Source organism: Kineosporia corallincola (genome assembly GCF_018499875.1).
Lineage (GTDB): Bacteria > Actinomycetota > Actinomycetes > Actinomycetales > Kineosporiaceae > Kineosporia > Kineosporia corallincola.
Map to the genome: position 1 here is coordinate 547,673 of NZ_JAHBAY010000003.1, position 22,707 is coordinate 570,379.

The window sequence follows — 22,707 nt, forward strand, 5'->3', positions numbered from 1 at the left end:
GCCGGATCAGGTCGGGTCGGAGTCGGCGTCCAGCTGCCCAAGGACGTCGCAGATCCCCTCCAGAAGGGGTGACGCCGCTCCGACGACCATGGCACCGCCGGCCGGTGCGCCACGCAGTCCGCTGATCGCGCCACCCGCCTCCATCAGCACCAGGGTGGCCGCGGCGATGTCCCAGACGTGCACACCCCGCTCGTAGAACGCGTCCACCGTGCCGGTCGCCACGCCGCACAGGTCCAGGGCCGCGCTGCCGATCCTCCGGATGTCCCGCACCTGCGGCAGCACCCCCGTCAGCACCCGGGCCTGACCGGCCCGCCGGACGGCGGCATAACCGAAGCCCGTGGCCACCAGGGCCTGCCCCAGCTCCGGAGGGGTCCCCATCCGCAGCTCGCGCGGCGCCGAGCCGTCACCGGGCGCCAGCTGCGCGCCCAGGCCGCGACCGGCCGTCCAGGTGTCGCCGGTGGCCGGGTTGTGCACGCACGCCGCGACCGGCGTCCAGGCGCCGTCCACCGTCGGGTCACCCTCGACCACCGCCACGCTGACCGCGTACGCGTCGATGCCGTAGCGGTAGTTCACCGTGCCGTCGATCGGGTCGAGCACCCAGCTCAGACCGGAGCCGCCGGGCGTGTAGCCGGCCTCCTCGCCGAGCAGGCCGTCGTGCGGGCGGGCCGCCCCCAGCCGGTCGCGCAGCAGCCGCTCCACGGCCTGGTCCATGGCCGTCACGATGTCGGTGGGTGTGGACTTGGTCTCCTCCACCGCCCGCGCCGCGGCGCCGTTCTCGGCCAGGCCGGCCCGGATCAGGTCGCCCCCGGCCCGGGCCGCGCTCTCGGCCAGGGCCCGCAGGGCGGCGACGTCGTGGCTCATCGGCTGGCCTCCGGCTGACGTGCGCCGGCCTGTGCCTCGGCGGTCCGGTCGATCGGCAGCACCCAGTCCACCCCGCAGGCCGCGGGCCGGTCGGGGTTGCGCGTGTTGGTGCAGCAGTTCGCCGGGCAGACGTCGTGCCAGGCACCGGGACCGGCCTTCGAGGGACGCTCCGGGTTCTCGCCGCGCTCGGCGGCGGCCCGCTCCAGCACCAGCTGGGCCAGCGAGCCGGCGAACTCCACCGCCCGGCCCGACGTGGCGGCGCGCACGAACGGCAGCTCCAGCTCGCGGGCGATCTCCTCGGCCTCGGTGTCGAGGTCGAACACGACCTCCATGTGGTCGCTGACGAACCCGATCGGGACCACCACGACGCCGGTCGCGCCGGCCTGCTTGATCTGCTTCAGGTGGTCGCCGATGTCCGGCTCCAGCCAGGGCTGGGACGGCGGGCCGGAACGCGAGCAGTAGACCAGGTCCCACTCCGGCACGGTCTCCACGCCCAGCCGGGCGGCCACCGCCTCGCAGGCCGCCAGGTGGGTCTGCGTGTAGGCGTTGCCCTCGGGGCCGGACGCGTTCTCCATGGTGTCGGGGATGGAGTGCGTCACGAAGGCGATGCGCGCGCCGGCCGGCAGCGACCGGAGCCCCTCGGTGATCGAGTCGGCCACCGGCTGGAGGAAGCCGTCCTGGTCGAAGTACTGCCGCACCTTGTCCACGCGCAGGCTGCGGCCCTCGTGGGAGAGGGTGATGAGGGCGTCGGCCAGGTCCTCACGGTACTGGCGGCAGCCGGAGTAGCTGGGGTAGGCGCTGGTGACGACGGTCAGCACCCGCCGGGCCCCGGCCTCGTGCGCCTCGCGCAGCACGTCGGTGGTGAACGGTGCCCAGTTGCGGTTGCCCCACAGCACCGGGGTGTCGCCGGCACCGGCGGCGGCGAGCTGCTCGCGCAGGTTCGCCAGCAGCTGCCGGTTCTCGTCGTTGATCGGGCTGCGGCCGCCGAAGTGCAGGTAGTGCTCGGCGACCTCCGCCAGCCGCTCGCGGGGGATGCCCTTGCCCCGGGTCACGTTCTCCAGGAACGGCATCACCTCGTCCGGGGCCTCGGGGCCGCCGAAGGAGAGCAGGAGGACGGCGTCGTACGGCTTCAAGGAGCTCACGGATAGATCCTGCCAAGCCGGGGCCGGGCGCGCGCGCCCGGGTGCGCTCTCCGACCGCCGCCCGGGCGTGTCACTACCCACGTCAGGGGCCCTTCGCCGTCCATAATCGAACTGCTCCCCAGGATCGACAAACTAGTGATTTCGACAACACCTGCCCCCTGCCGGGGGTGGGCCGCTCGCCTGTGGATTCGCCCGGTCACCGAAATCGGGCCCGACTCGCCCACCCATGTGCTTCGCCGATGAGGTACGAAGTGGCACAGTCTTCACGCAGGTCGCGGTTGCCGGAGGGAGTGAACATGGAAGATCTTTCGCTCGTCGGCGTCCACGAAGACGGAGAACACCTCCTCGTTGCGGGTCCGAACGGCCAGCGTTTCCGGTTGCGGGTGGACGACGCGTTGCGCGCGGCGATCCGTCGCGATCGCGCCCGCCTGAGCCAGATCCAGATCCAGTCCGAGGGCCGGTTGCGCCCCCGGGAGATCCAGGCCCGCATCCGTGCGGGCGAGACCGCCGAAGAGGTGGCGGAGACCGCCGGGCTGTCGCTGGAGCACGTGCGCAAGTACGAGGGCCCGGTGCTGGCCGAACGGGAGTACGTGGCCGAGCAGGCCCGCCGGGTGCGGGTGCGCCGCGGTGGCGGCGAGTCGCTGTCGCTGGGCGAGACCGTGAGCGAGCGGCTCGCGGCCCGTGAGGTGGACTCCGACTCGGCGTCCTGGGACGCCTGGCGCGGCGACGACAACCTCTGGGTGCTCGCTCTCGAGTTCGTCGCCGGTTCCACGCTGCGGCAGGCGCGCTGGCTCTACAACGCCAGCCTGCGCCAGGTCACGGCGCACAACGACGAGGCCCGCTGGCTGACCGACGAGGAGCCGCCGCCGGCCGAGAAGACCGCGGCCCCGGGCACCGGCAGCATGCGCCGGCTGTCCACGGTGCGCCCGGGCGACCGGCCGTACGAGGCGGAGGCCCGCGCGCCCTACGAGGAGCCCGCCGCCGTCAACCTGCTCGACACGCTGCGCGAGCGCCGGGGCCGGCGCAGCCGCGCCCTCACCGACGACGAGCGCTCGGGTCACGGCGACCCGGTGCGTGAGGCCATCGACTCCCTGCTCAGCCGCGGCGAACAGCTGGGCGAGCCGCCGGCCGCCCACCCGGCGCGGTCGCGTCCCCAGGACGCGCGCGACGGCGAGGTGCTGGTGCTGCCCGACGCCGACACGGTGTTCGACGTGGAGCAGGAGGAGGACCAGCAGCCGCGGGCCGACGCCGAGCGCGCCGACCGCAAGGACCGGGACCGCCTGGACCGGGACCGCGCCGAGCGCGAGCGGTCCGAGCGGGAACGCGAGCGCGCCGAACGGGAGCGCCGCGAGCGCGCCGAGGCCGAGCGGGCCGAGCGCGAGCAGGACGGGGCCGAGCCGGACCGGGTGGTCGACGTGGACGCGGCCGAGGAGGAGAAGACCCCGGTTCCGGCCGGGCGTCGGCCGGCCGGCAACCGCAAGCAGCGGCGGGCCAGTGTGCCGTCGTGGGACGACATCGTGTTCGGGCAGCGGCGCGACTGACCTGCAAAAATGATGGACGACGCGGACCGCACGGCCCGGCGTCGTCCATCATTTTTCAGCTCTGGGCCACCAGCATCGGGATCTCGGTCTCCACGCTGGTGCGTGAGCCGTGCAACCCGAGCAGGCGCAGAGTCTGCGGCCGGGCGGTGCGCGAGTCGACCACGGCCACCGGACCGGTGGCGGCGGTGACCACGTTGCCGATGCGTGGCAGCACGTGCGACGACACCGGGCCGAACCAGCCCTCGTCCACGGCCTGCTCGCGGGTGACGACGATCATGTCGTCGCCCAGCCGGGCGGTGAGGGCGGCCGCCACGTCGTCGGTCGCGCCGTCTTCGCAGTAGAGCTGGAGCGATCGCGGTTCGCCGCCGAGATGCCGCACCCCGGTGAGCAGTTCGGGTTCGGTGGCGAGGTCGAGCCGGTTCTCGAACGGCACGTCGACCATGCCGTGGTCGGCGGTGACCACCATCAGGCTGTCGGCCGGCAGGCCCGCGGCGAGCTGCTGGGCGCAGGCGTCGACGCGTTCCAGCTCACCGGTCCAGTTCCAGGAGCGGCAGCCCTGCTCGTGGCCGATCTTGTCGAGGTCGCCCCAGTACACGTAGATCAGCGACGACCTGGACCGGCGGGCGGCGGCGATCGCCACCTCGACGCGTTCCTCCAGCGACTGGGCGGGCACGAACCGGCCCCCGCGCTGCACCGCCTCGGTGAGGCCGGAGCCGTCGAAGAAGGCCGGGCCGATCCGGGTCACGTCCCGCCCGGCCGCCACCACCTGCTCGAACACGGTGGGTGCCGGCTGCCAGCGGCGCGGGTCCACGGCCGGGTCCCACATCAGCTCGTTGAACACCTGGTCGCGGTCCGGGTCGAGCACCTCCAGCCCGACCAGGCCGTGCGCGCCGGGCAGCAGACCGGTGCCGAGCATGCCCAGGCTGGTGGCCGTGGTGCTGGGGAAGCCCGAGGTCAGCGTGGTGGAGTGCGGGTTCTGCCGGAGACGCCGCAGAAACGGGGCGTGCCCGTGACTGGCGGCCAGGAGCTGGTCGCCCAGGCCGTCGACGAGCAGCACCACCACGGTGCGGGCCTTCGGCAGCAGACCGCCCTTGCGGCCCTTGGGCTCCAGGCTGAGCGCGGCCGCGGGCAGGACGTCGGCGAGTGTGCGCACGCTCAGGATCTGGCCGTCGCCGCGGACAGGGCCCGGGCGAACGCCGCCGCCGAGCGCACCGCCGCCTCGCCCTCGGCCTCGGCGGAGAGCCGGACGGTGATGTCGTCGGCGGCCACCGTGCCGGTGTAACCGTGGTCGGCCTCGCAGTCCGGGTCGGCACAGGAGGCGGGCTCCAGGTCGACGCGGGTCAGCGAGCCCCAGCCGATGGTGAGGCTGAGCTCACGGGGCACGGCGCCGGCCCGGTACTTCTCCGGCGAGGTGACCGCGTGCGACAGCACCACCGAGGTGACCTTGCCCAACGGCACGGCCTCGGTGGAGGCCGAGGCGTAGGGCTCAGGGCTGAGGGCGTCCGGGTCGTGGTCGTCGGCGTGCGCCACCACCAGCCGGGTCGGGGTCAGCGACAGCACGGTGACGTGCCGCCGCACCTCCACCCGGTCGAAGGTGGTCTCTTGCTGCACCAGGTACGACACCACCGGTTCCCCGGCGATGGCGACGTCTACCGCGTGCAGCACCAGTGCCGGGTAGAACCCGGCACGCTCCACGTCGGCGACCAGTTCGTCGGGCAGGCCACTGGTCTCGCTGACCTTGCTGGCCCCGGGTCCTTCACGCATTGCCCCATCTTGTCACTCCGGCATGGACCCGGCGCAGGGCACGCCTCTCCGGCGGGTGTGTCGCCCGGGACGACGCCCGGACGGGTCAGGAGGGCAGCTCCCGGCGCACCGTGTCGGCCCGCTCGATCGGCCGGGCCAGCCGGATCTCCGCGTCCAGCACGGCCAGGCCGTTCCCGGCCACCACCACCGGGTTCAGTTCCAGCTCGGCCACCTCGGGCAGCTCGTCGGCCAGGCAGGCCAGTCGCCCGATCACGTCTTCCAGCGCGGGCACGTCGACCGGCGCCGCACCCTTGTGGCCGAACAGCTTGGGCGCGGCCTTCACCGAGCGCACCAGGTCGGAGATGTCCACGTCGGTCAGCGGCGGGATCCGGTGCGACACGTCACCCAGCAGGCCCACCGCGTCGCCGCCCAGGCCGAACGAGACGACCGGACCGAAGAGAGGGTCCTCCGCCGTGCGCAGCACACAGGCCACGCCCGGCTCCGCCATCCGCTGCACCACCAGCTGGTCGGCCTCCAGCGGGCCGAGGGTCTGCCGCATCTGGGCGAAGTCGGCGAGCAGCTCCTCGTCGTCGTCGATGTTGAGCCGTACTCCCCCGAGGTCGACCCGGTGACGCAGGTGCGGCGCGGTGGTCTTGAGCACCACCGGATAGCCGATCCGGCCGGCCGCGGCCGTCGCCTCCTGCGGCGTGGCCACCGGGGTGCGCGGCCAGAGGGTGATGCCGAAGGCGGCCAGCAACCGGGCCGAGGCGTCCGGGCCGAGGCGCACGCTGTCCTGGCCGGGCACCCGGGCCAGGGCCTCGGCCACCACCAGCCGGGCCAGGTCGACGTCCACGTCCTGCGGGTCGAACCGGCGGCCCGGGTCGCGGCGGCGCCAGCGGGCGTACCACTCGGCCTTGGCCAGTGCCCGCACCGCTTCCTCGGGGGTGGGGTACGACGGGATGGGCCGCGGGTTCGACAGCGCCCGGTTCACCCCGTGCACCCCGAGAAAGCAGGCCACGACCGGGATCTCGGGTGATGCGGCGGACACCTCGGACAGCGCGCGGGCGACCTCCCCGGCCTCGGTGGCGATCGGCGGGATGAAGGCGGCCACCACCGCCTGCACGTCCGGGGCGGCGAACGCCTCGGTCAGCGCCGCGCGGAACTGTGCCGGGTCGGCCTGCGGGTGCAGGGCGACGGGTTTGTGGACGACGACGAGACCGGCCGCCACGCACGCGTCCGCGATCAGGGTGCCCAGCGCGTCACTGTTGCCGACGATGGCCACGTTCGGCCCGGCCGGCATCGGCTGGTTCATCACCAGCTGGGCCACGTCGAGCATCTCGGCCACGGTCTGCACCCGGATGCAGCCGGACTGCCGCAGCATCTCGTCGAAGGCCTCCCGCGGCGCGGTGCTCGGGCGCACCGAATGCCCTGGCGGCACACCGAAACTCGACAGGCCGGACTTCAGCACGATGACCGGCTTGGTGCGGGCCAGGCGGCGGGCGATGCGGGAGAACTTCCGCGGGTTGCCGATGCTCTCCAGATACAGGCCGACGGCGTCGGTGGCCGGGTCCTCCTCCCAGTACTGCATGCAGTCGTTGCCGGAGACGTCGGCCCGGTTGCCCGCGGACAGGAACGTGGACACCCCCAGACCGCGCCGCTCGACCGCGTCCAGCACCGCCACGGCCAGCCCACCGGACTGCGAGAACAGCCCCAGGCGGCCCTCTTTCGGCAGGTCGGGGATCAGCGACAGGTTGAGCCGGGTGGCCCCGGCGGCGTTGATCAGCCCCCAGGAGTTCGGCCCGACCACCCGCATGCCGTGGGACCTGGCCAGCCGCACCAGCTCTCGCTGCCGCGCCAGCCCTTCGTCACCGGTCTCGGCGAAACCACTGGACACGACGATCATTCCGCGCACGCCGTGCTCGGCACACTCGGCCACCACGTCGAGCACACCCTCCGCCGGGATGGCGATCAGGGCCAGGTCGACGGGTTCGGCGACGTCGGCGAGCGACCTGACCGTGGGCAGGCCGAGCAACTGGTCGGCCTCCGGGTGCACGACGTGCAGGCGCCCGGTGAACCCGCCCGCGACCAGGTCGGCCAGCAGCCGGTGCCCGACCGTGGCGGTGCGCCGGCTGGCCCCGATCAGCGCCACCGACGAGGGGTTGAGCAGGTGTTCCATGCTGCGGGCCTCGGCCCGGTGCTCACGGGCCTCCATCACCGCCCGCGAGCGCTCGGTGGGGTCGATGATGAACTCGACCTCGATCACGCCGTCGTCGAACTTCGAGATCAGCTCGTATCCGGCCTCACGGAACACGGCCAGCATCTTGCGGTTGCGCGGCAGCACGTCGGCCACGAACCGGCGGATGCCGTTCTCCCGGGCGGCGGCGGCCAGGTGCTCCAGCAGCACCGAGCTGATGCCCCGGCCCTGGTGCGCGTCGCTGATGTTGAACGCCACCTCGGCCGACTCCGAGCCGACGTCGAGCCGGTCGTAGCGGCCCACACCGACGATGTCGGAGCCGAGCAGGGCGATCAGGGCCACCCGGTCGCGGTGGTCGACGTTGGTGAAGTGGTGCAGGTCGCGCGGCGACAGGCGGGGCATCGGGGCGAAGAAGCGCAGGTAGGTGGAGTCCGGCGACTGGTGCACGTGGAAGCGCTGGAGCGCGTCGGCGTCGTCGGCGGTGATCGGGCGCAGGTGGGCGGTCGCGCCGTCACGCAGCACGACGTCTGCCTCCCAGTGCAGGGGATACTCCGGCCGGCCCACCGCACCAGGCTACGCAGTCACCCGTGGCGCACTCCAGGACTTCTGTCCTTAGTCTCGCTGCATGGAATTTGAGGACGTCGTCCGCTCCCGGCGGATGGTGCGCACCTACGATCCGGCCCGCCCCGTGTCCCGTGACGTTCTGGCCCGGTTGCTGGACCTCGCGGTCCGGGCCCCCAGCGCGGGCTTCAGCCAGGGGTGGGACTTCGTCGTGCTCAGCGAAGCCGGTCAGGTGGACCGGTTCTGGGCGGCGACGAGCGGGGACGGCGCACCGGACCGCTGGCTGGAGGGCATGCGCACGGCACCCGCGCTGATCCTGTGTCTGTCCGACCGGGACGCCTACCTGGACCGCTACGCCGAGCCGGACAAGGGCTGGACCGATCGCGACGAGGCCCGCTGGCCGGTGCCCTACTGGGACGTGGACACCGGGATGGCCTCGATGATCATCCTGCTGGCCGCGGTGGACGCCGGGCTGGCCGGCTGCTTCTTCGGGGTGCCGCCACAGCGGCGTGAGCAGGTGCTGGAGGCCTTCGCGATCCCGGCGGGGCGCCGCATCGTCGGGGTGATCAGCCTGGGTCACCCGCCGGCGCCGGGCACCGACCGGAAGTCGCCCTCGCTGCGCCGGGGGCGGCGCGGTGTGCCGGAGGTGGCGCACGACGGTGTGTTCGGCGAGCCGTTCCAGGCCTGAGGCCGCCTGCCGGTCATGACCCACCGTGAGCCGCCGTGAACCGCCGTGAGCGGGCGGCGAGCTGTCCGGGAGCTGTCGGAACCTGTCACGGGGCGTTCGCAGGTTCTGCGGGTGGTTCTGCCAGGAACGACCGGCAGAGTTCTTCTCACGACAGCGAAACAGCGGTCGCACCAACGAAAGAGGAGAGACACCATGGCGAAGATCCTGAAGGCCCGGCACCGTCGTCCCGCTCAGAAGGTCGACCCGCAGCCGAAGCGCACGGAGCAGAACCGGGACGAGGCGCCCGCGCAGGGCGACCGCGACTGACCCTTCTCCCCACGCCACGCAGGCCGGGGCCGGTGAACACCTTCGGGTGCTCACCGGCCCCGCCCGCGTTTTGGCGACGATCGCGAATGTGCCTGCGCTGTCAGATGTTTCTTCCAGGTTTCGGTCGCCGTTCTGCCAGGAACGACCGGCAGAGTTCTTCTCACGACAGCGAAACAGCAGTCGCAGCGACGAAGAGGAGAAACACCATGGCCAAGATCCTGAAGAACCGCGACCGCCGCCCCGTCGCCAAGCCGGAGACCCCGGCCAAGCGCAAGGACAACCAGAACAACCAGCAGCCGGCCCCCGCCGCCGACCGCGACTGACCCCCACCCCTCCCCCACCACCGAAATCCCAAGGAGCACAGAACCATGGCGAAGATCCTCAAGGCCCGGCACCGTCGTCCCGCCCAGAAGGTGGAGACCCAGCCGAAGCGCAACGAGCAGAACCCGGACCAGGCGCCCGCACGGGACGACCGCGACTGAGCGGGCGTACGGCACGTCGTCCTGATGCCACGCAGGCCGGGGCCGGTGAACACCTTCGGGTGCTCACCGGCCCCGCCCGCGTTTTGGCGACGATCGCGAATGTGCCTGCGCTGTCAGATGTTTCTTCCAGGTTTCAGTCGCCGTTCTGCCAGGAACGACCGGCAGAGTTCTTCTCACGACAGCGAAACAGCAGTCGCAGCGACGAAGAGGAGAAACACCATGGCCAAGATCCTGAAGAACCGCGACCGCCGCCCCGTCACCAAGCCGGAGACCCCGGCCAAGCGCAAGGACAACCAGGACAACCAGCAGCCGGCCCCGGCCGGCCGCGACTGAGCGATCGCCTGACATGAGCACCCTGCTCGACGCTCAGGCCGAGGCCGGTGGGCACCTCGCGGTGTCCGCCGGCCCGGCCGGCCCGGCGGTGACGGACGAACCACCCGAACCACCGCGTCTCAGCTGGCCGCAGGTCCTGCGCCGCTTCTGGCCACTCACCGCGGGCAGACGCCTGGCGATGGCCGGCGCGCTGCTCTGCTTCACCCTCGCGGTGGTGGCCGACGCGATAGGCATCGAGCTGCTCTCCACGTTGATCGACGGCGCGGTCGAAAACGCCGACCTGGACCAGTTCTGGCACCCGGCGGCGATCTGGGCCGTGGTCACCCTGGCCGCGGCCGCGCTGACCTACGCCGGTTCCGTGCTCACCGCCTCCGCCTCCGAGCGGTTCTCCCGGCGGCTGCGCGCCCACACCCACGACCACCTGCTCACCGTGGCCCCGGAGGAACTCGACCGGCGCGCGCTGGGCGACGTGCTGTCCCGGGTGGTCGACGACACCGAGGACGTCGAGCACCTGACCGTCAGCGGAGCCGTCAGCACCGCCGGATCGGCCCTGGCCGTGGTGATCTTCGGCATCGCCGCCTGGCGGCAGAGCTGGATGCTGGCGCTCGTGGTGCTGGCCGCCGCCCCCTGCGTGTGGCTGCTGAACCGCTGGCTGACCGGACGCACGCACGCCGTGTCGATGCGCACCCGGGTGGCTCACGGCGCCCTGACCTCGACGCTGGAGCAGAGTTTCACCAACGCCGCGCTGGTGCAGGCCTACAACGGGCGCCCGGCCGAGCGCCGCCGCCTGGCGGCCGTGTCCGGCCGGCTGATGCGGGCCCGGCTGCGGCAGACCCGGCTGGCCGCCGTGCAGGGGCCGCTCACCGAGCTGGTCGAGACGGCGGGACTGCTGGCCGTGATCGGCATCGGCGTCATCAACATCGCCACCGGCGACCTGACCGTGGGCGGCCTGCTGGCCTTCACCGCCTACCTGACGTTCCTCTACCCGCCGATCACCGCGCTCGGTCAGCTCGGGCTGGTCGCCTCCAGCTCCGGCACCAGCGCGGCCCGGCTGGTGGAACTGCTCGACCTGGAGCCCGCGGTGCGGGAGGCCCGGTCTCTCGTCGTCCATGACCGGGAGATCACGGCGGGACCGGCCGGCATCGCGATCGAGGGCGTCACCGTGCGCTCGCCCGGCCGTCCCGACCGGCTGCACGACGTCAGCCTGCGGATCCCGGCCGGCGCGCTGGCCATGGTCACCGGCCCGAGCGGCGCCGGAAAGTCCACCCTGGTGGAGCTTCTCGTGCGGTTCCGCGACCCGGACGCCGGGCGGATCCGGCTCGGCGGCCGGGACCTGCGGGACCGCCCGCTGGGCGAACTGCGCAACGAGGTGACGCTGCTGCCGCAGGAACCGTTCATGTTCGACGAGACGGTGCGCGACAACATCACCTACGGCGTGCCGGAAGACCCGGGCACCGGCCCGATCAGCCTGGCGACCCGCGACAGCGGCGCCGCGGAGTTCCTCGACCGGCTGCCCGACGGCCTGGCCACCCAGGTCGGCCAGCGCGGCCGGGCCCTGTCCGGCGGGCAGCGGCAGCGGATCGCCCTGGCCCGGGCCCTGCTGCGGGAGGGATCGGTGCTGGTGCTCGACGAGCCGACCACCGGCCTGGACCCGCAGGCGGCACAGAACCTGATCGGCACGCTGCGCCTGCTCACGGCGCGGGGCCGCACGGTGGTGCTGGTGACGCACGACCTGGGCCTCACCCGCTACGCCGATCAGGTGATCGAGATGCGGGCCGGCCGGGTGCACCGGCTGACCGTCTCACCGGACGCCCCGGCCCACCCCCTGGACCGTCCGGGAACCCAGCAGCTGAAGGCCGGGTGAGACCGGGCGAAAAGAATGAACCACGACCTCGTTTCATGTTCCTTTATCGAATGCGATTGCCGGATGACAACTTCCATTGAAGAATCAATCATGATCAGGCACCCCCGAACCGGTGCCACCCCGCACCCGTGCACCCCTTCACTTGTCTGGAGACTTTCCCCGGTGCCTCGTGAATTTGCTTGTTCTCCTAAGTTTTTCACAGTCGCTGATCATGGTTTCTGACAGAAAAGAACGCCAGAGTCCTTTCTCGTCGCCGCGAAACACCTCGCGGCACCGACCAGAAGGAGCCACTCATGGCGAAGATCCTCAAGCCCCGCAAGCGTCGTCCCGTCGAGAAGCCGCTGCCGGAGCCCCGCAAGAAGAAGCAGCAGCCGCAGGAGCCGGCCCCGCAGCCGCGCGACTGACGTAGCACCCGACGCCGACTCACCCTCGGCCGACGGCCGGGCCGGTAGGCACCTCACGGTGCCTGCCGGCCCAGCGCTTTGCCCGATCCCCTTTTCCGGAGGGACTTTTCCCATCACGAGGAGCCGGACGTGACGCCACCCGATCCCGAGACCGATGCGGGCGAGGACGAAGACGATCCGGGCAGTGACCTGCCCCGGCTGACCTGGCCCTCGGTGCTGCGCCGGTTCTGGCCCCTGACCCGGGGCCGGCGGCTGGCCGTGGTGGGCGCGATGGCCTGCTACACCCTGGCGCTGGTCGGTGACGCCGTCGGCGTCGAGCTGCTCGCCACCCTGATCGACGGCGCGGTGGAGAACGCGAACCTGGACGAGTTCTGGCGGCCCGCCGGGATCTGGGCGGGCATCACCCTGGGCGCCGCCACCCTGACCTACCTGGGCTCCGTGCTCACCGCCTCGGCGGCGGAACGGTTCTCGCGCCGCCTGCGCGCCCTCACGCACGACCACCTGCTCACCGTGGCCCCGGAGGAACTCGACCGGCGGGCCCTGGGCGACGTGCTCTCGCGCGTGGTCGACGACACCGAGGAGGTCGAGCACCTCACCGTCACCGGTCTGCTCGACGCCGCCTGCTCGGTGATCGCCGTGATCATCTTCGGCGTCGCGGCGTTCCTCCAGAGCTGGCTCCTGGCCCTGGTGGTGCTGGCCGCCGCGCCGGTGGTCTGGCTGCTCAACCGCTGGCTCACCGGGCGCACGCACACCATCTCGATGCGCACGCGGGTGGCCCACGGCCAGCTGACCTCGGCCCTGGAACAGAGCCTCACCAACTCGGCGCTGGTGCAGGCGTACAACGCGCAGAGCAGCGAGCGACGCCGGCTGGGCACCATCTCCGGCCAGCTGATGCGCGCCCGGCTGCGCCAGACCCGGCTGTCCGCGGCCCAGGGCCCGCTCACCGAACTGGTCGAGACCGCAGGCCTTCTCGCCGTCATCGGGATCGGCGTGTACGACATCGCGCACGGCGACCTGACCGTCGGCGGGCTGCTCGCCTTCACCGCCTACCTGACCTACCTCTACCCGCCGATCACCGCTGTCGGCCAGCTCGGCCTGACCGCGGCCTCGTCGGGCACCGGCGCCGCCCGGCTCACCGAGCTGCTCGACCTGGAGCCGGCCGTGCGGGAGAGCCGGTCCGAGGGTGTGCTGCTGCTGCCGGTGCCGGACGACGCCTTCAGCTCACCGGTCACCGGCCCGTTACGCACCGGGCTGGTGATCGAGGACGTCACGGTGCGGGGCCGGCTCCAGGACGTGAGCCTGTGGATCCCGCCGGGCGCGCTGGTCATGGTCACCGGCCCGAGCGGCGCCGGGAAGTCCACCCTGGTGGAGCTTCTGGTGCGGTTCCGCGACCCGGACCACGGCCGGGTACTGCTGGACGGGCGCGATCTGCGGGACTATCCCCTCAAGCATCTGCGGGAGCAGGTGACCCTGTTGCCCCAGGAACCGTTCATGTTCGACGAGTCGGTGCGGGAGAACATCACCTACGGCGTGGGTTACGACCCGGGCACCGGGGCGATCCGACTGGCCGCGCAGGACAGCGGCGCGGCCGAGTTCCTGGCCCGCATGCCCGAGGGCCTGGCCACCCCGGTCGGCCAGCGTGGGCGGGCGCTGTCCGGCGGGCAGCGCCAGCGCGTCGCCCTGGCCCGCGCGCTGCTGCGGGGCGGTCCGGTGCTGGTGCTCGACGAGCCGACCACCGGCCTGGACCCGCAGGCGGCGCACGACCTGATCGGCACGCTGCGCCTGCTCACTGCTCGGGGCCGCACCGTGCTGCTGGTCACGCACGACCTGGAGCTGACCCGGTACGCCGATCAGGTGGTGGAGATCCGGGCCGGGCAGGTGCACCGCACCGAGATCGGCCCGGAGTCCAGGACCCGGCCGATGGAGTCACGGCACTCACGTCGTCCCCGGACCGAGAGCTCACGGCAGCAGGACACCCCGCACCTGCGGGTTTCTCGCGGGCGGGGCGGGCCGGGGCTCACCCGGTCGCAGATGATCCGGATGGAGAGAGCACGGGCGGATTCCGGCGGCACCGGGACGAGACTGGTGGACGACGCCAGAACCATGGACGACGCCAGAACCGTGGACGATCCGGGAGCCCGGGACGATGCGACGCAGGGGCGCCGGGTGCGGACGAGTGGCGTCAGGCGAGGATGAGACCGGCGATCCAGACGGCGGTGGCGATCAGGCCGGCGGCCAGCTCGATCAGCATGGACAGGCCCACGGCCTTGACCGCCTGCACGGTGGAGGGCCACGCGCCGGCATGACCGCCCAGCCGCAGCAGCTCGGCGGCGTACACCCCGAGGACGAACCCGATCGGCAGCCCGATCACCGGGATGACGAAGAAACCGAACACGCCGAGTAACACCCCGGCGGCGAGCGTGATCCCGGGCACACCGCCCTCTTTGAGGCGTCTGCCGGGGAGGGCGTACTTCACCACCGTGCCCAGCACGAGCACGGCGACGGCCACGCCGAAGACCGTCCAGCCGGTCGCCGAGCCTTCGGCGAGAGCCCAGACCAGCACACCGCCGGCCACCAGGACCAGCCCGGGCAGCACCGGCACCACCACGCCGAGGAGGCCGAACGCGATGAGCACCGCGGCCAGCAGGGTCGCGGTGCTCATCGTGGGCTCTTCATCAGCTCGTCAGTGGGTAGGGAGTCGGAGTCCGCCCGGACTCAGCACCGGGCGCGGGACCTGGGCCGGCTCAGTGCTCGCCGTCAGGCGCCGTGGCCGGGGTCGAGGAGGACAGGGTCTGGGACTCGTCCTGGATCGACGCGTCGGCGGCCGTGAGCGCGTCCTTGTGCGCGTGCCCGTGGTGGCCGCAGAACAGGAGCTCGCCCCCACCGGGCAGCGTCACCCGCATGTAGGCCCGGGCTCCGCAGCGGTCACAGCGGTCGGCCGCGGTCAGCGTTTCTTCTTGAGCAATGGCAGCACCCACTAGGTGACCTCCTTGAACATCCCGTCAGTTGATCGACGGACCCCTGACGGGAATGGACATCGGTGACACTGAGAGAACAGTGAATCAGGCTTCCGGCTTCCCCGGCAGCTCAGAAGCGTCCGTTCGCTGTCCGCGTAGTCACGGCGGAACCACGCGAAGCATTCCGATGATCACTCACGGCTACCGACAGCCACTACCGCCCCAGCCCCGAACGGCCGCCGGTCCCGGCGCGTTGGGAACCACCGCCCCGACCATCCGGGTAATCTGCGCGGAAGCGGGCCGAAAGCACGCCCTCCCGGGCCCCGTCATGCCCCGGGTATATTCGAACGGACGTTCGACCCGCCTGCGTTGAACAACCGTCCAACCAGACCGAACCACCGCGATAGCAAGGAGCCGCTTGTGGCCGTGCAACCCAGCGAGACGGCCCGGTCCCGCGCCGCCGACGGCGCCCGGCGATCGGCATCCGCGGGATCACGCTCGGGCGACTCCGGTTACACCGCCCGCCACCTGTCGGTGCTGGAGGGCCTGGAGGCCGTCCGCAAGCGTCCCGGCATGTACATCGGGTCCACCGACTCCCGCGGTCTCATGCACTGCCTGTGGGAGATCATCGACAACTCGGTCGACGAGGCGCTGGGCGGGTACTGCCACCACATCAAGGTGATCCTGCACGCCGACGGCTCGGTCGAGGTGCACGACGACGGCCGGGGCATCCCGGTCGACGTCGAGCCGAAGACCGGCCTGACCGGCGTCGAGGTGGTCTTCACCAAGCTGCACGCGGGCGGCAAGTTCGGCGGCGGCTCCTACACCGCGTCCGGTGGTCTGCACGGCGTCGGCGCCAGCGTGGTCAACGCGCTGTCGGCCCGGCTCGACGTGCAGGTCGACCGCGGTGGCCAGGTGCACGCGATGAGCTTCCGTCGGGGCGAGCCCGGCATCTTCGCCGACGCCGAGGGCATCGACCCGGAGTCCGGTTTCACGCCGTTCATCAACGATTCCGCGCTGCGCGTCGTCGGCAAGGTGAAGCGTGGCGTCACCGGCTCCCGGGTGCGTTACTGGGCCGACCGGCAGATCTTCCTGAAAGACGCCGCGTTCTCCTACGACGAGCTGGTCACCCGCGCCCGGCAGACCACCTACCTGGTGCCCGGCCTGGAGATCGTGCTGCGCGACGAGCGCGGCCTGCCCGGCACGCCCGGCGAGCAGGGCCCGGTGGAGGAACGCTTCCTGCACGAGGGCGGCATCGCCGAGTTCGTCGACTTCCTCGCCACCGACGCCAAGGTCACCGACGTCTGGCGGCTGGAGGGCGTCGGTCACTTCAAGGAGACCGTGCCGGTTCTCGACGAGCGCGGTCACATGACGCCCACCGAGGTGGAGCGGGAGTGCGGCGTGAACGTGGCGCTGCGCTGGGGCACCGGCTACGACACCGAGCTGCGCTCGTTCGTCAACATCATCGCCACGCCCAAGGGCGGCACCCACGTCAACGGTTTCGAGCAGGCCATGCTCAAGACCCTGCGCACCGTGGTCTCGGAGAACGCGCGCAAGCTCAAGTTCAACGAGAAGAACGACAAGCTGGAGAAGGACGACGTCCTCGAGGGTCTCACCGCCGTCGTGACCGTCCGGCTGGCCGAGCCGCAGTTCGAGGGCCAGACCAAGGAGGTGCTGGGCACCAACGCGGTGCGCGGCATCGTCGCCCGGGTGATCGAGCGGGAGCTGCTGGCCCACCTCCAGCACCAGGGCCGGGCCGAGAAGGCCCAGGCCGCACTGGTTCTGGAGAAGGTCGTCGGGGCCATGCGCACCCGGGTCACGGCCCGCCAGCACCGCGAGACGCAGCGCCGCAAGAACGCGCTGGAGACCTCGTCGCTGCCGACCAAGCTGAAGGACTGCCGCAGCGAGGACGTCGACCGCTCGGAACTGTTCATCGTGGAGGGCGACTCGGCCCTGGGCACCGCGAACTTCGCGCGCAACAGCGAGTTCCAGGCCCTGCTGCCGATCCGCGGCAAGATCCTCAACGTGCAGAAGGCGTCCATCGCCGACATGCTCAAGAACGCCGAGTGCGGGGCGATCATCCAGGTGATCGGAGCCGGCTCGGGCCGCACGTTCGAGCTGCCCGCCGCGCGGTACGGCAAGATCATCCTGATGACCGACGCCGACGTCGACGGCGCGCACATCCGCACGCTGCTGCTCACGCTGTTCTTCCGCTACATGCGCCCGCTGGTCGAGGCCGGCCGGGTCTACGCCGCGGTGCCGCCGCTGCACCGGGTCGAGGTGATCGGCTCGGGGCGGCAGAAGAACGAGATGATCTACACCTACTCCGACCAGGAACTGAACACGCTGCTGAACGACCTGAAGAAGCGTGGGCGGAAGTGGAAGGAGAACATCCAGCGCTACAAGGGCCTGGGTGAGATGGACGCCGACCAGCTGGCCGAGACCACGATGGACCCGCGCCGCCGCACGCTGCGCCGGGTCCGGATGGCCGACCTGGCCGCCGCCGAGCACGTGTTCAACCTGCTCATGGGCAACGACGTGGCGCCCCGCAAGGACTTCATCGTCGAGGGTGCCGCCCAGCTCGACCGCGAGCGCATCGACATCTGAGGCGTGCTGCCCGGAGAGCGAGAACTTCACTCTCCGGGCTCAAGCCGCCGCGGGCACGGCCCGAAGTTCTGGCCATGAGCCCGAGGTTGTCATCTGTCGCCCCCGCCGGCCTCAGTTCGCGGGGGAAGAACGCGAGTCTGCACCTGCCGTCCGGCCTGACCCGGAACCAGAAGAAATCGCGGACGAAGCCCCGTCTTCTGATCGGCGCGGGGATCGCGGTGGCGGTCCTCACCGCCGCCGGTGCCGCCGCGTACGCGTCCCGGGAACGGATCAAGGCCCTCACCACGAAACGCCGCGCCCCGGAGAACTCCGAGCGCGGGCTCGACACCCTGACCGGTCTGCCGAACCGGGCCGAGGCGCAGTGGTGGCTGAACACCCGGCTGTCGCGCGCCCGCAACCGGAACCACCGGCTGGCCGTGATGATCCTCGACATCAACGGTTTCGCGGACCTCAACGAGATCCACGGCCGGGAGGTCGGCGATCACGTGCTCCAGGTGACCGCGGCCCGGATGCAGTCGCAGCTGCGCACCGGCGACATGGTCTGCCGGATCGCCAACGACACGTTCATGGTGATCATGGACGCGATCGGCCCCGACCACCTGATCTCCCGGATCGGCGAGCGGGTGGTGACCACGGTGAGCGAGCCGGTCAGCTTCCACGGCGAGCCGATCACGATCTCGGCGAGCATCGGGTTCGCGATCTCGCAGGACAAGGACAAGACCCCGGAATTCCTTCTGGACCGCGCCGATCGGGCTCTGGTCCAGGCGAAGTCCTCGAACCGCAACGTGGTTCAGTTCTGACCTGACCACAACTGAGGACGCCGCTGAGCTCGGGCCGACGCGGCGTCCTCAGTCGGTTTGCCCGGCAGCCAGTTTGGCGGCCTGCTTGCGCCTGCGCAGCGCCGCGACGTTCATCCGGGTGCTGCACCGGGTGGAGCAGAACCGGCGTGACCGGTTGACCGACGTGTCGATGAACGCGTTGTCGCAGTCGGTGGCCGCACACCGGCCGATCCGGGTGGGCCCGTGCTCGGCCACCAGCATGGCCAGGCCGAAACAGGCCTCGGCGCAGACCGTCTCGACCACCGATCCGGTCTTGTCGTGCACGTGCAGATGCCAGCTGCTCTCATCGTGCCCCGAGATGACCGGCCGGATCGGGTGTTTCACCAGCAGCTCGTTGAGCGAGGCGACCGCCGCCGGACCGTCGCCCGCCGCCGACGCGTCGGCCATCTCCCCCAGCCGGGCCCGGAACTCCTGGATCTCGGCCAGGTCGCCCGCCCGCACCCGCTCGGTCAGCCAGGACCGCGGCGCCAGGTAGGCGCGCAGGTCGTCGTCCGAGCCGAGGCGCGCGTTGACCAGGTCCACGGCGGTTTGCGCGTAAGCGGCTATATCCACTTGTGCAGCTTACCTCGCACGTCGTAGCGTAATAGCCAATAAGGCCTTGTGCCTATTACGCGCGGTCGGCGAAGGGAACAGCGATGACGCAGACGGACACCACCGACTGGGATGCCTGGCAGCAGCAGTGGGACGCCCAGCAGGAGGCTTACTTGCCCGACCGGGAGCAGCGGTTCGCCGCGATGCTCGACACGGTGGAGGCCACCCTGCTGCCCGGCGAGGCTCCCGGAGGGCAGCGTCACCAGGAGGCGGAGGCGACGGCCGGTGAGGTCGCCCCGCGCATCCTCGACCTGGCCGGCGGCACCGGCTCGATCACCAGGCGGCTGCTGTGGCGTTTCCCGCAGGCGTCGGCGGTGGTGCTCGACATCGACGCGGCCCTGCTGGCGATTGCCCGGGGCACGTTCGCCGACGACCCCCGGGTGCGGGTGGCCCGGGTCGACCTGGGGCACGAGAACTGGCCCGCCGAGCTGGCTTCCGAGATCGGCGCCGAGGTGCTGGGCAGCTTCGACGCGGTGCTGACCGCCACCGCGCTGCACTGGCTGACCGCGGACCGGGTGGCCGGTGTCTACGCCGAGGCCCGGCCGCTGCTGTGCCCGGGCGGTGTGTTCATCAACGCCGACTACATGACCGACCCGGGGCTCCCGTCACTGACGGCGGGCCTGGAACGGGTGGAACGCCGCGAGCGGCTGGAGCGCTGGAGCCGCGGCGTACCGAGCTGGGAGGCGTGGTGGGAGCTGCTGCGCGCCGACCCGCAGCTGGCCGGGGCCACGGCCGAGCGCGACGCTTTCTACGCCGAACGCCGGGGCGACGGTCACACCGAGTCGCTGATGTCGTCGGCCTGGCACCTGGAGGCGATGCGGGCGGGCGGATACGCCGAGACAGGTCTGGTCTGGCGCGGCCTGCTCGACGCCGCGGCCACAGGCCGCACGGCCCCGGCGTAGACCCGGAAAAGGGCGCCCCGGGCGCGGTCACGGCGATGTCCGCCGGTGGTGACCGTGCCCGGAACGCCCCCTGGCGTCAGTCCCCGGACGGGGCCTCGGTGTCGCCGGTGCTCTCGTCGTCCACCGTTGTGGACTCACCCGGCTCGGCCGCACCCACCCCGAAAACCGGCCGCGGCCCGGCGATCGCGACCACGGACTTCTTCAGCGGGAGACCGGAACCGTCGCGGCGGGAGTCCGGGACCGGCAGGGCCACGGCCGCCCCGGTGGACGACGCGGCGACGGCCGGCGCCGGGCCCGCCCAGGCCAGCAGCAGGGTGTCTTCGCCCTTGACGAACCGGTGGCAGCGCACCCCGCCGGTGGCACGGCCCTTGGCCGGGTACTCGGCGAACGGCGTGACCTTGGCCGCGCCGGTCTGGGTGCCGGGCAGGGCCGAGCTGGAACCGGACACGGTGACCACGACATTGCCCCACTCGCCGTCTTTCACGCTCAGGTCGACGGCGCCGAACCAGACCACCCGGGCCCCGCCGGGCAGGTTGATACCGGCCATGCCACCGGCCGGACGGCCCTGCGGGCGAACCAGTTTCGCGCTGAAGCGGAGCAGCTGGGCCTCGGAGCTGATGAACACCAGCTCGGCCTCGTCGGTGGGCAGCTCGACCACGCCGACCACCTCGTCACCGTCGCGCAGGCCGATGATCTCCCACTCGTCCTTGTTGGCCGGGTAGTCGATCACCACGCGCTTGACCACACCCTTGAGCGTGCCCAGCGCCAGGCCGGCCGTCTCGGTGTTCAGCGAGGTCAGCGCGAGCAGCCGCTCGCCCTTGGCCAGGGTGACGAACTCGGTGGCCGGGGCGCCGCCGGACAGCGCCGGGGCGTTCGAGGTGGGCGGCAGCGCGGGCATGTCGACCACCGGCACCCGGATCATCCGGCCGAAGCTGGTGATCGCCGCGACCTCACCGCGCACGCTGGTGCGCACGGCCGAGACCAGCAGGTCGTGGGCCTGCCGGTGGTTCGGGTCGAGCGGGATGAGCGGCTCGGTGTTGGTGGTGCGCGCCAGCAGGCCGGTGCTCGACAGCAGCACCCAGCAGGGTGCGTCGGCCACCTCCAGCGGTGTGGCCGAGGCCGACTTCACGGTGACGCCCGAGCCCTCCAGCAGCACGGTGCGGCGCGGGGTGCCGTAGGTCTTGGCCACCTGCGCCAGCTCGGACGAGATCAGCCGGCGCAGCACCTTGTCGTCGCCGAGGATCTTGTCGAGCTCGGCGATCTCGCCCTCCAGCTCCGACTTCTCGCTCTCCAGCTCGATCTTGGAGAACTTGGTGAGCCGGCGCAGCGGCATCTCCAGGATGTAGTCGGTCTGCACCTGGGTCAGCTCGAACGCCGCCACCAGCCGCTCCCGGGCCATCGCGGTGTCGTCGCTGGAGCGGATGATGCGGATGACCTCGTCGATGTCGACGATCGCGACGAGCAGACCCTCGACCAGGTGCAGACGGTCCTGGCGCTTGGCGCGGCGGAAGCCGGTGCGGCGGCGCACCACGTCGATGCGGTGGTTGACGTAGACGCTGAGCATCTCGTGCAGGCCCAGGGTGCGCGGCTGACCATCGACCAGCGCCACGTTGTTGATGCCGAACGACTCCTCCAGCGGCGTGAGCCGGTAGAGGTGCTCGAGCACGGCGTCGGGGTTGAAGCCGGCCTTGATCTCGATCACCAGGCGCAGGCCCTGGGTGCGGTCGGACAGGTCGACCACGTCGGAGATGCCCTGGAGCTTCTTGGCCTGCACGAGCTCCTTGATCTTGCCGATCACCTTCTCCGGCCCGACCAGGTAGGGCAGCTCGGTGACCACGACGCCCTGCTTGCGGGCGGTGACGTTCTCGATGGTGACGGTGGCCCGGGTCTTGAAACTGCCGCGGCCGCCGACGTAGGCGTCGCGGATGCCGTCGAGCCCGATGATGCGGCCGCCGGTGGGCAGGTCGGGCCCGGGCACGAAACGCATCAGGTCTTCGAGGGTGGCGTTCGGGTGCATCAGCAGGTGCCGGGCCGCCGCGATCACCTCGATCAGGTTGTGCGGCGCCATGTTCGTGGCCATCCCGACCGCGATGCCGCTGGCGCCGTTCACCAGCAGGTTCGGGAAGGACGCCGGCAGCACCTCGGGCTGGCTCAGGCTGTTGTCGTAGTTCGGGACGAAGTCGACCGTGTCCTCGTCGAGGCCGTTGGTCAGCTCGGTGGTCAGCGGGGCCGGCCGGGCCTCGGTGTACCGCGCCGCCGCCGGGCCGTCGTCCAGCGAGCCGAAGTTGCCGTGCCCGTCCACCAGCGGGGCCCGCATGGTGAAGCCCTGCGCCAGGCGCACCAGCGCGTCGTAGATCGCGGTGTCGCCGTGCGGGTGCAGCTTGCCCATCACGTCGCCGACCACCCGCGACGACTTCACGTGCGGGCGCTCGGGCCGCAGGCCCATGTCCTGCATCGTGTAGATGATCCGTCGCTGCACCGGCTTCAGCCCGTCCCGCGCGTCGGGCAGGGCGCGGGAGTAGATGACGGAGTAGGCGTACTCGAGGAACGCCCCCTGCATCTCCTGCTCGACGTCGATGTCGACGATCCGCTCGGTGAAGTCCTCAGGCGGCGGGGGTGTGGATGAACGACGGGCCATGCCCGCATTGTCCACCGTCCGGACACCTGTTCGTACACCGGGCACGCGGACAGG

Annotated in this window: 16 protein-coding genes; 7 read left to right on the plus strand and 9 right to left on the minus strand. The window is 71.6% G+C overall.

Annotated features, from left to right (window positions below; genetic code table 11):
• Positions 1–6: 6 nt before the first annotated feature.
• Positions 7–861, minus strand: coding sequence for an inositol monophosphatase family protein (locus KIH74_RS09770; RefSeq protein WP_214155487.1), 855 nt, complete (start codon positions 859–861; stop codon positions 7–9).
• Positions 858–2,003 (minus strand): ferrochelatase, encoded by a 1,146-nt coding sequence (locus tag KIH74_RS09775; protein WP_214155488.1) that lies wholly within the window; start codon positions 2,001–2,003, stop codon positions 858–860. The genes KIH74_RS09770 and KIH74_RS09775 overlap by 4 nt, the downstream gene beginning before the upstream one ends.
• Before the next feature lie 296 nt (positions 2,004–2,299).
• On the opposite strand from KIH74_RS09775, the gene sepH reads away from it, so the two are divergent.
• A complete protein-coding gene (gene sepH, locus KIH74_RS09780) occupies positions 2,300–3,544 on the plus strand; it encodes a septation protein SepH (RefSeq protein ID WP_214155489.1) in 1,245 nt (414 codons plus the stop codon).
• A 55-nt stretch (positions 3,545–3,599) separates the two neighbouring features.
• On the opposite strand, the gene KIH74_RS09785 is transcribed toward sepH, so the two are convergent.
• The 3 genes from KIH74_RS09785 to KIH74_RS09795 all read right to left on the minus strand — a co-directional run bounded on the left by KIH74_RS09785 (position 3,600) and on the right by KIH74_RS09795 (position 8,045).
• On the minus strand, positions 3,600–4,697 hold the full coding sequence (locus KIH74_RS09785; RefSeq protein ID WP_214155490.1) for an alkaline phosphatase family protein: 1,098 nt from the start codon (positions 4,695–4,697) through the stop codon (positions 3,600–3,602).
• Between the two features lie 2 nt (positions 4,698–4,699).
• Complete coding sequence (locus KIH74_RS09790; RefSeq protein WP_214155491.1) at positions 4,700–5,308, minus strand: DUF5998 family protein; 609 nt, start codon at positions 5,306–5,308, stop codon at positions 4,700–4,702.
• 85 nt (positions 5,309–5,393) lie between these two features.
• A complete protein-coding gene (locus tag KIH74_RS09795) occupies positions 5,394–8,045 on the minus strand; it encodes a bifunctional acetate--CoA ligase family protein/GNAT family N-acetyltransferase (RefSeq protein WP_214155492.1) in 2,652 nt (883 codons plus the stop codon).
• Between the two features lie 61 nt (positions 8,046–8,106).
• Between KIH74_RS09795 and KIH74_RS09800 the strand changes: the two genes are divergently transcribed.
• The 3 genes from KIH74_RS09800 (at position 8,107) to KIH74_RS09810 (ending at position 14,315) form a co-directional block, all read left to right on the plus strand.
• Positions 8,107–8,730, plus strand: coding sequence for a nitroreductase family protein (locus KIH74_RS09800; RefSeq protein WP_246571932.1), 624 nt, complete (start codon positions 8,107–8,109; stop codon positions 8,728–8,730).
• Positions 8,731–9,864: 1,134 nt separating this feature from the next.
• The gene (locus tag KIH74_RS09805; RefSeq protein WP_214155493.1) at positions 9,865–11,715 is read left to right on the plus strand and encodes an ABC transporter ATP-binding protein; all 1,851 of its coding nucleotides are present in this window, start codon (positions 9,865–9,867) and stop codon (positions 11,713–11,715) included.
• Between the two features lie 533 nt (positions 11,716–12,248).
• Complete coding sequence (locus tag KIH74_RS09810) at positions 12,249–14,315, plus strand: ABC transporter ATP-binding protein (protein WP_214155494.1); 2,067 nt, start codon at positions 12,249–12,251, stop codon at positions 14,313–14,315.
• Here the strand turns inward: KIH74_RS09810 and KIH74_RS09815 are convergent.
• A complete protein-coding gene (locus KIH74_RS09815; protein WP_214155495.1) occupies positions 14,302–14,781 on the minus strand; it encodes a DUF456 domain-containing protein in 480 nt (159 codons plus the stop codon). The two genes, KIH74_RS09810 and KIH74_RS09815, sit on opposite strands and share 14 nt — an antisense overlap.
• 82 nt (positions 14,782–14,863) lie before the next feature.
• Positions 14,864–15,097 (minus strand): DUF7455 domain-containing protein, encoded by a 234-nt coding sequence (locus KIH74_RS09820; RefSeq protein ID WP_214155496.1) that lies wholly within the window; start codon positions 15,095–15,097, stop codon positions 14,864–14,866.
• Between the two features lie 399 nt (positions 15,098–15,496).
• Here KIH74_RS09820 and KIH74_RS09825 point away from each other — a divergent pair, with 399 nt between their 5' ends.
• Both KIH74_RS09825 and KIH74_RS09830 read left to right on the plus strand, forming a co-directional pair.
• On the plus strand, positions 15,497–17,683 hold the full coding sequence (locus KIH74_RS09825; protein WP_308113686.1) for a DNA gyrase/topoisomerase IV subunit B: 2,187 nt from the start codon (positions 15,497–15,499) through the stop codon (positions 17,681–17,683).
• A gap of 218 nt (positions 17,684–17,901) precedes the next feature.
• A complete protein-coding gene (locus KIH74_RS09830; protein WP_214155497.1) occupies positions 17,902–18,483 on the plus strand; it encodes a GGDEF domain-containing protein in 582 nt (193 codons plus the stop codon).
• Positions 18,484–18,531: 48 nt separating this feature from the next.
• On the opposite strand, the gene KIH74_RS09835 is transcribed toward KIH74_RS09830, so the two are convergent.
• Entirely contained in the window at positions 18,532–19,074 is a 543-nt protein-coding gene (locus tag KIH74_RS09835) for a CGNR zinc finger domain-containing protein (protein WP_214155498.1), read from the minus strand.
• Positions 19,075–19,157: 83 nt separating this feature from the next.
• Between KIH74_RS09835 and KIH74_RS09840 the strand changes: the two genes are divergently transcribed.
• The gene (locus KIH74_RS09840; protein WP_214155499.1) at positions 19,158–20,015 is read left to right on the plus strand and encodes a class I SAM-dependent methyltransferase; all 858 of its coding nucleotides are present in this window, start codon (positions 19,158–19,160) and stop codon (positions 20,013–20,015) included.
• A gap of 76 nt (positions 20,016–20,091) precedes the next feature.
• Here the strand turns inward: KIH74_RS09840 and KIH74_RS09845 are convergent, their stop codons facing one another.
• Positions 20,092–22,653, minus strand: coding sequence for a DNA gyrase/topoisomerase IV subunit A (locus KIH74_RS09845; RefSeq protein WP_214155500.1), 2,562 nt, complete (start codon positions 22,651–22,653; stop codon positions 20,092–20,094).
• Between the last annotated feature and the right edge of the window lie 54 nt (positions 22,654–22,707).

Coding starts and splice junctions, on each gene's coding strand:
- KIH74_RS09805 (WP_214155493.1), top strand. CDS start 9,865: ATGAGCACCCTGCTCGACGCTCAGGCCGAGGCCGGTGGGCACCTCGCG.
- KIH74_RS09790 (WP_214155491.1), bottom strand. CDS start 5,308: ATGCGTGAAGGACCCGGGGCCAGCAAGGTCAGCGAGACCAGTGGCCTG.
- sepH (WP_214155489.1), top strand. CDS start 2,300: ATGGAAGATCTTTCGCTCGTCGGCGTCCACGAAGACGGAGAACACCTC.
- KIH74_RS09815 (WP_214155495.1), bottom strand. CDS start 14,781: ATGAGCACCGCGACCCTGCTGGCCGCGGTGCTCATCGCGTTCGGCCTC.
- KIH74_RS09840 (WP_214155499.1), top strand. CDS start 19,158: ATGACGCAGACGGACACCACCGACTGGGATGCCTGGCAGCAGCAGTGG.
- KIH74_RS09845 (WP_214155500.1), bottom strand. CDS start 22,653: ATGGCCCGTCGTTCATCCACACCCCCGCCGCCTGAGGACTTCACCGAG.
- KIH74_RS09800 (WP_246571932.1), top strand. CDS start 8,107: ATGGAATTTGAGGACGTCGTCCGCTCCCGGCGGATGGTGCGCACCTAC.
- KIH74_RS09770 (WP_214155487.1), bottom strand. CDS start 861: ATGAGCCACGACGTCGCCGCCCTGCGGGCCCTGGCCGAGAGCGCGGCC.